Below are 10,476 nucleotides of genomic sequence, written 5' to 3'. Positions count from 1 at the left end.
GATGCGCTCCGGATGAATATGATGATCTCATATCAGGAACTTGTTCGCACCTTCCTTAATGTAGGGGATATCACCTGGGGGAAGAAGTATATATTAAGTAAAGAGAGGTGTGCAGATATTCCAGATATTATTTTATGTTTATTATCCTTTCTTTGATAGGAGTAGCCGGTTTTTGTCTGTTATTAAATGTTATTGCCTCACTCTTTAGGTTGAAATTGATGCGATTGAGTATTCTAATTAATAATTACTGTATCGCTGATATATAAAAGGAAATTCAATGTTCAAAGGTTTTGTATTACTCGGCGATAAAACCACGCACGGCGGTGCTGTTATTTCCGCATCCTCCACCATCATTGTAAATGGAAAGCCCGTAGCGCTGGTGGGGGATAAAGTCAGCTGCCCGATTCCGGGACATGGCACTAATGCCATTATTGAGGGAGCGCCGGAATGGTCTTCCGATGGTAAAGCCATCGTGGTCGATGGCTGCAAATGTCAGTGCGGTTGCCAGGTGATTTCCGGCGCGCCGGAATGCGCGATAGGATAAAAAATGGGCTGGGTACGAACAAAAGCATTGACCATGGAGCAGCCATCGGCTCCTTCACTGACCCGATGGTTGTTTGCCGGTGTACTGATGGCGATTATCGGTGTCCTGCTCTTTATCCTCCATGCTTCCGGCACCGTAAAAATTCTCTCAGTGATAAATATCTGGTGGGTATCCCTGATGCCTGCAGGATGCTGGTTGCTGATTTTTTGTCTGCGTTGCTACCTGTGGGACAGGGATCTGAAAGCGCATCAGTTCTTGCTGAAAGAGGCGGAATACGGACAGCAGAGGTGGGAAGACTGGGCCGGGCGCTGGCTGGCCGTTCTGGGCAGTGCAGTGCTGTTGCCGGATCATACTTCTGCGGCGCATTGGGGGAGTGAGCGGCCTCAGCAATACGGACTTACCCGCAGGATTAATTACCTTCCGGCAGAAGAGCCCGTGCAGTTGAGTGCGATGCATGCGCTGCTTACCAGTATAGAAGAGCGCGTGCAGTGCCTACCGGAAGAGCTACCGCTGCATGTCACCCTGATCACGGATAATCCCTCGCCTGAGCTGACCAGCAGTTTCAGTAATCTCTGGAAAGAACACATTCCTGGCCGCGCCGTGTCCGATGATATTACCGTTACCGGCTCATTCTCACTGTCGGAAGTGGAGGAGCGCCTGAAGCAGCCTGTACTGACGGTCAATCTACTCCTGGTCATCCAGCTCAACGGTGGTACAGCATACTCCGACGGGCTGGCCGTGTTGCTGCTGACCAGCGATGATGTGGCGCAAAAATACCATCTGCCGCACTCATCACGGCTGTTACGTCCGATGCCCTTAGATATGACGAACTTTGAAGACGATATCACCCTGTTTCTGGAAACCCAGACTGTCGCCTGCCAGACGCCCTCCGTTATCGGGGACGCAAAAAAATGGACGGAAAGAAGCGCCGCGCTTATCACGCAGGGCGGCAAAATGCATACCCCATGGAAAGCTGAAGATATCGCGCTGCTGGAAAAATGGTGCGGTATTCCGGGACCCGCAGCGCCCTGGCTCCTGACCGCGCTGGCAGCCGATCTGGTCAGCCTCCGTAAACAGCCCCTGCTGGCGTTATTTTCCAGCGAACAGGAACATTTTATCAGTACCATCACCCCAGGGAGTGAAGATGAATATACCGGGTAATGGCCTGGGCCGGTTTGGCCTGGCCGGGCTTACGTTGGCCGGGATGGCTGCAATATGGGGGGGGATCACCCGCTATGGCGGCATGCTGAATATCAATACGCGGGGCGAGCAGGTACTGGCGTTTGTTCTGGTCTGTCTGGCGTTGGTATTTGTTTTTTACCTTCCTGCAATGTCCCGCCGTGTGAAGGAGAGTTTATATCGCCGGCAGTCGCAGCAGGCCAACATCTTACCCGGCGAAGAAGGGCGCGTGGCGCTGACACCTCCCCATCATATTACGGTGGGGGAAATTCGCCAGACTCTGCGCTATCAGTATGGACGCGCCTGGTCCCGCAAAGTCCGTATTCTGCTGATAATTGGCTCAGTCAGAGACGTAGAACAACTGACCCCAAAGCTCACGCAGGAACTCTGGCAGGAAGATCAGGGTACATTATTGCTGTGGGGTGGAGACCCTGGGGCAGCGGTAGATAACGCCTGGTTCACAGCGCTGCGTAAACTGCGTTATCGCCCGGCTGATGGTATGGTGTGGGTAACATCGGGCTTTGACGGCGTTTTGACAACGATGAACAGAACGAAGCCCAGGCTCACGCCAGATGAAATGGACAATGTGTCTCACTCTCTAAAGCTACGCTACGAAGCTCTTGGATGGAAACTTCCCCTATACGTCTGGTCGCTGTATGAGGAGGGCAACGAAAAAAATGGACGTATCACTCAGCCTGTAGGCTGCCTGTTACCCACAGGTTGTACGCCGCAAATAGTTGCCGAACAGTTCACTGCCCTGGCGCCGTTACTGATAGAGCAGGGCATCCAGCAGATATGCGGGCAACCACAGCACAATTTTTTACTCGCGCTGGCCGACCAGTTGACTCGGGAAGCGGAAGCGGTGGTGGAACCGTTATCGATACTGCTTAATCCATACCGACCATTGCCGCTGGCCGGGGTGGTATTTAGTGAGGCATCAGTAGAGGCTGGTCGCAGTGTCAGTCATCACTGGGGACGGGATAACCGCTGGGAAACGATACCAGACTCTGTGCTGTGGTTGCCAGCCGGTCTACGTCCGCGCAAACAGGGCGTCGACTGGATGCGTGGGATGAGCGTGGCCGCTGCCGCCCTGATGTTATTCTGGGCCGTCTCAATGTCAGTCTCTTTTATCGCCAACCGCGAGCTGGTTGCGACCGCACAGGAGCAGGTGCAGCAGGCCTCGGCGGGAAAACAGCCTCTGGCCGTACGCCTGCATGCGCTCTCCGCGTTACAGAAAACGCTTTCTAAACTGGAATACCGCTCACAGCACGGAGTACCCTGGTACCTCCGCGCTGGCCTCAGCCAGAACGATGACCTGCTGGCGGCGCTGTTTCCGCGCTACGGAGAGAGGGCGCAGCCGCTGCTGCGCGATGCGGCAGCAGCGCACCTTCAGCGGCAGCTGAACGCCTTCGCACAGCTGCCGCCGGACAGCCCGCTGCGTGAGAAGATGACGAAGACCGCTTACGACCAGTTGAAACTGTACCTGATGTTGACCCGCCCGGAGAGAATGGATGCTGCGTGGTTTGCGGGAGCGTTGATGCGCGAGTGGCCGCAGCGTTCCGGCGTGGCCGACGCCGTCTGGCAGGGCAGCGGCCCTTCGTTACTGGCATTTTACGCTGCCAGCCTGGCGTCGCATCCGCAGTGGCGTCTGCCTGTCGACGACGGTCTGGTCAGCCAGGCGCGCACACGGTTAATTCGCCAACTGGGCCAGCGCAACAGTGAGTCCACGCTATATCAGAAGATGCTCGCGCAGGTGGCGAACCAGTATGCGGACTTGCACCTGGCGGACATGACCGGCGACACCGACGCGTCGCGCCTGTTCACCACCGATGAGGTGGTGCCGGGGATGTTCAGCCGGAAAGCCTGGGAAGAGACGGTGCAGCCCGCCATTGAGAAAGTGGTCGCGGAACGCCGCGATGACATGGACTGGGTGCTGAGCGACGCGAAGCAGCCTGCCGCGCAGTCGGCGTCGCCGGAAGCCTTGCGAGTCCGGCTGGCGGAGCGTTATTTCGCTGATTTCAGCGGCGCCTGGCTGGATTTTCTCAACAGCTTACGCTGGCAGCGCGTGGAGACCCTCTCCGATGCCATCGACCAGCTGACCCTGATGGCCGATGTGCGCCAATCGCCGCTGGTGGCGCTGATGAACACCCTGAGCGTGCAGGGGCGAACCGGCCAGACCGGGGAAGCCATCGCCGATTCGCTGGTCAAATCGGCCAGGCAGCTGTTCAACCGTGACAACCCACCCGCCATCGATCAGCAGTCCGGCGCGCGCGGTCCTCTGGATGCAACCTTCGGGCCCGTACTGGCGCTGCTGGACAATCGCGACGGCGGGACGCCCACCAGCCGTCTTAGCCTGCAGACCTTCCTGACCCGCGTCACCCAGGTGCGTCTGCGCCTGCAGCAGGTCACCAACGCCACCGACCCGCAGGCGATGACGCGCCTGCTTGCGCAGACGGTGTTCCAGGGCAAGGCTGTGGATCTAACCGAAACGCGCGACTACGGCAGCCTGGTGGCGGCGGGACTGGGCCAGCAGTGGAGTGGTTTTGGGCAGACGCTGTTTGTTCGCCCGATGGAGCAGGCCTGGCAGCAGGTGCTGACCCCGGCGGCGGAAAGTCTCAACGCCCAGTGGCGCAGCGCGGTGGTGGAGGACTGGAATAGCGCTTTTGGCGGTCGCTACCCCTTTAAAAATACCAGCAGTGAAGTTTCACTGCCGCTGCTGGCAAAATATCTCAATAGCGAGACCGGACGCATCGCCCGCTTTCTGCAGACCCGGCTGAACGGCGTACTGCATAAAGAGGGGAGCCGCTGGATGGCGGACAGTATCAATGCCCAGGGGCTGACGTTTAACCCGGCCTTTCTGCAGGCGATGAATACCCTGAGCCATCTCTCCGACGTCGCGTTCGCCAACGGCGAAGCGGGATTGCATTTTGCGCTACGCCCCGGCACCGCGGATGGCGTGATGCAGACGGAGCTGGTCATCGACAGCCAGAAACTTGTCTACATGAACCAGATGCCGGCCTGGCGGCGGTTCAGCTGGCCCGCCGATACCGAAGCGCCGGGCGCCAGTCTGAGCTGGATCAGCACCCGGGCGGGCACCCGCCAGTATGCAGATCTTCAGGGGGCCTGGGGCTGGATCCGCCTGCTGGATAAGGCGGTGGTCAGCGCTTACCCCGGAACGAGCAGCAGCTGGAGCCTGAGCTGGAAAGCGCCGGATGGTCTGTCGCTGAACTACACCCTGCGTACCGAGTCGGGGGAAGGACCGCTGGCGCTGCTGGCCCTGCGAAACTTTACGCTACCTGAGACGATATTCAGCGTGCGCGCGCCTGCTGAGCGTGTTCCGCTGACCGACGATATACCCGGCGAAGAGGGATACTGAAACCGCCTCCCTCACTGATTGGCGTTGACCTGCGACGCCGGGCCGCCTCTGCTCATGGCCCCCGGCGGCCAACTAATCTGCCCGCGCAGCCATGCTGCGTGTCTCCCTGAAGACGAATAATGGAATAGTCATAATGGACGATTTAACCCTGCGATATTTTGACGCTGAAATGCGCTACCTGCGTGAGGCGGCAAAAGCGTTCGCGCAGGCTCACCCCGACCGGGCGGCGATGCTGGATCTCGATAAAGCCGGCACGCCGGACCCTTACGTTGAGCGCCTGTTTGAAGGCTTTGCCTTTTCCGTAGGTCGCTTGCGCGAAAAAATTGATGATGATCTGCCGGAGCTGACCGAGGGGCTGGTCAGCATGCTGTGGCCGCACTACCTGCGCACCATTCCATCGCTATCGATCGTGGCGCTGACCCCAACGCTGCCGGCGATGAAGATGGTGGAAACGGTGCCCGCCGGGTTTGAAATAAGCTCCCGCCCACTGGGGCCGAAAAATACCGTGTGCCGGTACCGAACCACCCGCGATCTGACGCTTAACCCGCTGGCGATAGAGGAGGCGGTGATGATGGCAGAGCCGGACGGACGTTCGGCCCTGCGGCTACGATTCGCCTGTAGCGAGCTGGCAGACTGGTCGCAGACCGATCTCCGCCGCCTGCCGCTGTACCTGGGGGAAGACGCCGTTACCGGCAGCGCTCTTCATCTGTGGCTGACCCGACGCCAGGCCGCGATTTACCTGCGTCTGCCAGGGCAGGCGGAGCGGGTAAGTCTGGACGGCTATTTTTCGCCGGGGGGATTCAGCGAGGAGGATCGTTTATGGCCGAAGGGGGAGAGCGCTTTCAGCGGCTATCAGTTGCTGCTCGAGTATTTCACCTTTCGCGAAAAATTTATGTTCGTGCAGCTAAATGGCCTCGAAAACATGACGCTACCGGCGGGGATATCGCATTTCACGCTTGAGGTGGTGTTCAGCGAGGTCTGGCAAAGCGATTTACCCGTCAGCGCAAGCAGCCTGCGCCTGCACTGTGTGCCGGTGATTAACCTGTTTACCCTCGAGGCTGACCCGTTGACCATCAGCGGGCTGGAGAGCGAATACCTCCTGCGTCCGAAGCGCCTGCAGGACGGGCATACCGAAATCTATTCTGTCGACAGCGTGACCGGCTCCGGGCGCACCGGGGAGGCGCGCTATGTGCCTTTCACCCGCTTTCGTCACCAGGGGGGAATGATGCGTCGCCATGCGCCGGAGCGCTACTACCACACCCGCGTCAAACGGGGCGTCACCGGCATGCACGATACCTGGCTTATCCTCGGCGGACAGCAATGGGAGGCTGACCGGGCGCTGGCGCGGGAAACGGTCTCCTTGCGCATCACCGGCACTAACGGCCAGCTGCCGCGCCGGGCGCTACAGAGCACGCTGCTGGATCGCTGTGAGTCGATATCAGCTACGCCGCTTACCGTCCGTAATCTCTGTAAACCCACGCTGCCGGCATATCCCCCGGCGGAAGACCGCTACCACTGGCGGGTCATGAGCCATCTGGGCACCCGTTTTCTCAACATGATGAGCAGCGCCGAGGTGCTGCGCGGCACGCTGTCGCTCTACAACTGGCGGGAAGATGAGCTCAATAACCGCCGTCTGGACGCCATTCTGGCGGTAAGTCATCACCGAATTCAGCGTTTCGAGCAGGGCTTCCTGCTGCGCGGGCTGGATATCGAAGTGACGCTCGACGGTAGCGGATTTACCGGCGCGGGCGATGTCCATTTGTTTGGCGACATGCTCAACCGCTTTTTCGCGCTGTATGCCGATATGAATCAGTTCATCCAGCTGACGCTCATTGTTCAACCTGAAGGGAAATGTATCCGGTGGAAAGAGAATCACAGTCTGCGCCTGCCCGGCTGATGGCGCAGCTCCGGCCTCAGTTGCCGTACATGAATTTTTACCGCTTCTGCCAGTTGCTGGAGGAGAACCATCCGAAGGCGCCGATCATCGGCAGCGGCTGGCTGGTGGGTGATGAACCCATACGCTTTCGCCCGCATCCGGGGATGGGTTTCCCGGCCGGCGAAATCCGTGGAATGGACGATCCTGACCCGCCCCGGCCGCCGGCGGTTCGCGTTGCTTTTATGGGTCTCTACGGCGTGGAATCCCCGCTGCCGACCCACTATAGCGATGATATTGCGCAACGGCGGGAAGGCGTCGAGGCTACCGAGGATTTTCTCGATATCTTCAACCATCGACTAATCGCCCAGTATTACCGTATCTGGCGCAAATATTCCTACCCGGCAACCTTTCGGGTAGGTGGCACGGACAACACCTCGCAGTATCTGCTGGGCCTGGCGGGGCTGGGCATACCGGGATGTGCCGCTGTCGCCGCAGCGCCGCTGTCGCGATTTCTGGCGCTGCTGCCGGGGATGATGTTGCCGGGGAGATCCGGGGAAGGCATGGAGGCGCTGGTGGCGCTCCTGGCTCCGGGGACCCGGGCGACGGTGTACCACCACGATCCCTGCCGGATCCCCTTGTCGCAGCCGTTAACGATGAGCATCCGCCAGCCAGTTAGCCTGCAACACAGGCCAGTGATGGGAACTCACGCTACGGATGTGAACGGTCAGGTGTTGCTGCAGCTGGCGACGGAAAAGCCTGATGAGGTCCGCGGCTGGCTGCCCGGCGGCGAACTGTTCAGCGACCTGATGGCGCTCCTGCACGTCTGGCTCGGATCTCATCTCGACGTGCGGCTGCAGCTTTGCGTCGCCCGCCATTTACTGCCGGATGCGCAACTTTGCTGCCAGCAGGCGCATGCCGTCCAGCTCGGGAGAACGGCTGTGCTGCAACCGCTGGATGCGCAGAAGCAGGCTGACGACAGGATCACGATTTATCTGGGGCGCTATCAGCGCGTCCGGGAAAACCTCCACCGCAGGGAGAGCGATGAAGATGGCGATTACCGCAGTTAAACCCTCTGCCACGTTACTGGCATTCTTCATGGTCACCCTCTTAACCGGCTGCGGCCTGACGCAGACCGTGAAAGACGGCGCCGTTTCCGTGACCCAGTCCATTTTTTACCCCCAGGTGAAAACGCTTCATCTGGATCTTCGCGCCCGGGAAGGCGTGAATAACAACGCCAAAGGCGCCTCCCTGGCGACGGTGGTGCGTATTTACCAGCTGAAGGACCGGCAGGCGTTTGACAATACTGACTACCCGTCGCTGTTTGCCGGTGATGGCCAGGCGCTGCAGGCGGACCGGGTGGCGGAAAAAGATATTCGCCTGCGTCCGGGCGAATCGGTGACCGTTGATATGCCCATGGAAACCAGCGCGCAGTTTGTGGCTGTGGCGGCCATGTTTATCGATCCAGACCTGACGCTAAATAGCTGGCGGCTGGTACTCACCCGGGACGATCTCGACCCGGCGAGACCGCGCATTATCGAAGCCAGCCAAAATCAACTGACGCTGCACCCGCTTAAGGAGAAGTGAAATGCCTCGTCCCTCCCTGTACGACATCCTCTACGGCAATTTCGCCGGCGGGCTGGACCTGAACAACGTCAGCGAAACGGATCAGGTCATCCTGTCGGTGCTCGATAACATGCAGCGCATCCTCAACTGTCGGGCCGGAACGCTGGCGCATTTGCCGGACTACGGCCTGCCTGATATGACCGCTATCCTCCAGGGCATGCCGGCGTCGGCGCATCAGCTGATGAGCACGCTGTCGGCGGTGTTGCTGAAATACGAACCGCGCCTGCAGCGGATCGCGGTGGTGATGCTCGATCAGGATGCGCCCGGCGAACTGCGCTATGCCATTGATGCTGAGCTGAAGGATATCGGTCTGGTACGTTACGGCACAGAGTTTATGCCTGAAGGCAGGGTGTTGATCCGCCACCTTAAACGTCAGCAGTACCTTGACGCCCGCTCCGCCCTCTAATCTCTCGCTGAAAGACATCATGATGACAACACATAAAGACCGCCGCTATAAAACCGGTGGCGACCCACGCACGCTGGCTGATTTTATTGCCCTGCGTGCGGAAATGAACAAGCTCAGCCACCCGGCGCGGCCGGATATTAACTGGCCGTATGCCGAGCAGCTTGCCCGTGCACTGCTGGAGCATCACGGCGCGGATCTGCAGACTGTCGCCTGGTATACGCTGGCCCGCGCCCGGCTGGACGGCCTGGCAGGGATCAACGAGGGGCTATCGCTGCTGGAAACGCTGCTGGCCCACCAGGGTAAAAACCTGTGGCCGCAGGCGCTCCCGGCCCGCACCGAGATCTTCCGCACCCTGAGCAAGCGGCTGCGGCAGGTGATCCGCACCCTGAACCTCACCCCGGACGATCTTGCGTCGCTTAGCCAGGCTGAGTGTTCGCTGCAAACCTTCGACGCGGTGCTCCAGCGCCTTGAGATCGCGCCTGAAAACCCGCTGAATGACCTGCGGGCGCTGCTGCGCAGCACGGCAACCCGCTTTGAGAACCTCGACCCTGCGCCAGCGCCTCCCGTCGCGCCGCCGGTGGCGATGTCTGAGGCGGCGCTTCCCGACGCTCTGGTCAGCGAAGAGGATGCTGCGAAGGCTGAGCCAGCGCCAGAACGACAACGTAGACCAGAGGCTGAGCCGCCGGCTCCGTCTTCACCAGCAAAGCGGCCCGCGCCAGGGATGGCATCGACTCCGGTCGCCGCGTCGCGCTGGAAGCCATTTATCGCCGGAATGGTCACCATGCTGGCGGTGTCGGGCATCGCCGTCGGCGGATGGCTGGCGCTGCGCCAGACCGATTTGCCGCCGACTGTGATGACGCAACAGGCCGGGCCGCTAGCGGACCTCCCGGGGGGATCTCCCCACGCGCCGGTCGATTTGCGCCAGGCGCAGCGCCAGCTTGACGATCTCGGCCGCCTGGCGCCTGACTGGGCGATAAGCTACGGCGACCGGCTGGTCCAGCTGGCCCTGAGCCGCTGGCCGGAACAGGCAAAGCCCCTGGCGCAGCAGTGGCAGCGGCAGCTAAGCGCTGCGGCATTGCCCGCGGAAAACCTCACCGGTTGGGCGGAGGGCATGCGTCAGCTGCAACGGCTCGCCGGTCAGCTCAATGCCCTCGACGAGCAGAAGGGGAAGTACCTGACGGTGAGCGAACTGAAAACGGCGGTGTTTGCCATTATGCAGTCGCTTAACCGCGCCGTTCCGCTGGAAGAGCAGCTGCGCGAGCTGGCCGCGCTCCCCGCAGGTCAACCCTGGCCAGCCGCCCGCGGCAGTCTCGCCGAACTGCATCTGCAACAGCTGATCGTGGAGTATGCCCTGCTGAAGCGAAAACAGCCGGCGCCACCGCCCGCTGCGCGACCCGCAACCGGTGGGCCCTCGGTGAGTGAGGCGGTGAAATAAAGTGTGCGCATGGCAACATTTTCTTTACATCATGATT

General features: G+C 60.1%; 8 protein-coding genes. All 8 read left to right on the top strand.

Annotated features, from left to right (window positions below; genetic code table 11):
- The first annotated feature begins 277 nt into the window (after window positions 1-277).
- On the top strand, window positions 278-544 hold the full coding sequence (locus ABLV54_RS21135) for a PAAR domain-containing protein (RefSeq protein ID WP_123822651.1): 267 nt from the start codon (window positions 278-280) through the stop codon (window positions 542-544).
- A gap of 3 nt (window positions 545-547) precedes the next feature.
- Window positions 548-1,705 carry a type VI secretion protein gene (locus ABLV54_RS21130; protein ID WP_123822652.1) on the top strand — a complete coding sequence of 386 codons (1,158 nt, stop codon included), beginning with the start codon at window positions 548-550 and terminating at the stop codon, window positions 1,703-1,705.
- Entirely contained in the window at window positions 1,689-5,099 is a 3,411-nt protein-coding gene (locus ABLV54_RS21125) for an ImcF-related family protein (protein WP_123822653.1), read from the top strand. Before ABLV54_RS21130 ends, ABLV54_RS21125 begins: the two co-directional genes overlap by 17 nt.
- A 133-nt stretch (window positions 5,100-5,232) precedes the next feature.
- The gene (tssF, locus tag ABLV54_RS21120) at window positions 5,233-6,996 is read left to right on the top strand and encodes a type VI secretion system baseplate subunit TssF (RefSeq protein ID WP_123822654.1); all 1,764 of its coding nucleotides are present in this window, start codon (window positions 5,233-5,235) and stop codon (window positions 6,994-6,996) included.
- A 29-nt stretch (window positions 6,997-7,025) separates the two neighbouring features.
- Window positions 7,026-8,042, top strand: a complete 1,017-nt coding sequence (gene tssG, locus ABLV54_RS21115) for a type VI secretion system baseplate subunit TssG (RefSeq protein WP_164481495.1) — start codon at window positions 7,026-7,028, stop codon at window positions 8,040-8,042.
- The gene (tssJ, locus tag ABLV54_RS21110) at window positions 8,023-8,559 is read left to right on the top strand and encodes a type VI secretion system lipoprotein TssJ (RefSeq protein WP_072199221.1); all 537 of its coding nucleotides are present in this window, start codon (window positions 8,023-8,025) and stop codon (window positions 8,557-8,559) included. The genes tssG and tssJ overlap by 20 nt, the downstream gene beginning before the upstream one ends.
- Before the next feature lies 1 nt (window position 8,560).
- On the top strand, window positions 8,561-9,004 hold the full coding sequence (tssE, locus tag ABLV54_RS21105) for a type VI secretion system baseplate subunit TssE (RefSeq protein WP_048297773.1): 444 nt from the start codon (window positions 8,561-8,563) through the stop codon (window positions 9,002-9,004).
- Window positions 9,005-9,023: 19 nt separating this feature from the next.
- Window positions 9,024-10,439 carry a VasL domain-containing protein gene (locus tag ABLV54_RS21100; RefSeq protein WP_226563904.1) on the top strand — a complete coding sequence of 472 codons (1,416 nt, stop codon included), beginning with the start codon at window positions 9,024-9,026 and terminating at the stop codon, window positions 10,437-10,439.
- Window positions 10,440-10,476 lie beyond the last annotated feature (37 nt).

The sequence above is a fragment of the Klebsiella sp. JB_Kp042 genome, from assembly GCF_040065275.1.
Taxonomy (GTDB): Bacteria; Pseudomonadota; Gammaproteobacteria; order Enterobacterales; family Enterobacteriaceae; genus Klebsiella; species Klebsiella quasipneumoniae.
The sequence above is the reverse complement of the archived record's forward strand: the minus strand, read 5'-3'. Positions and strand labels throughout refer to the sequence as shown.

Excerpts from the sequence above, each read along its gene's own strand:
- tssG (WP_164481495.1), top strand. The coding sequence starts at position 7,026 with ATGAATTTTTACCGCTTCTGCCAGTTGCTGGAGGAGAACCATCCGAAG.
- tssJ (WP_072199221.1), top strand. The coding sequence starts at position 8,023 with ATGGCGATTACCGCAGTTAAACCCTCTGCCACGTTACTGGCATTCTTC.
- tssF (WP_123822654.1), top strand. The coding sequence starts at position 5,233 with ATGGACGATTTAACCCTGCGATATTTTGACGCTGAAATGCGCTACCTG.
- ABLV54_RS21135 (WP_123822651.1), top strand. The coding sequence starts at position 278 with ATGTTCAAAGGTTTTGTATTACTCGGCGATAAAACCACGCACGGCGGT.
- tssE (WP_048297773.1), top strand. The coding sequence starts at position 8,561 with ATGCCTCGTCCCTCCCTGTACGACATCCTCTACGGCAATTTCGCCGGC.
- ABLV54_RS21100 (WP_226563904.1), top strand. The coding sequence starts at position 9,024 with ATGATGACAACACATAAAGACCGCCGCTATAAAACCGGTGGCGACCCA.
- ABLV54_RS21125 (WP_123822653.1), top strand. The coding sequence starts at position 1,689 with ATGAATATACCGGGTAATGGCCTGGGCCGGTTTGGCCTGGCCGGGCTT.
- ABLV54_RS21130 (WP_123822652.1), top strand. The coding sequence starts at position 548 with ATGGGCTGGGTACGAACAAAAGCATTGACCATGGAGCAGCCATCGGCT.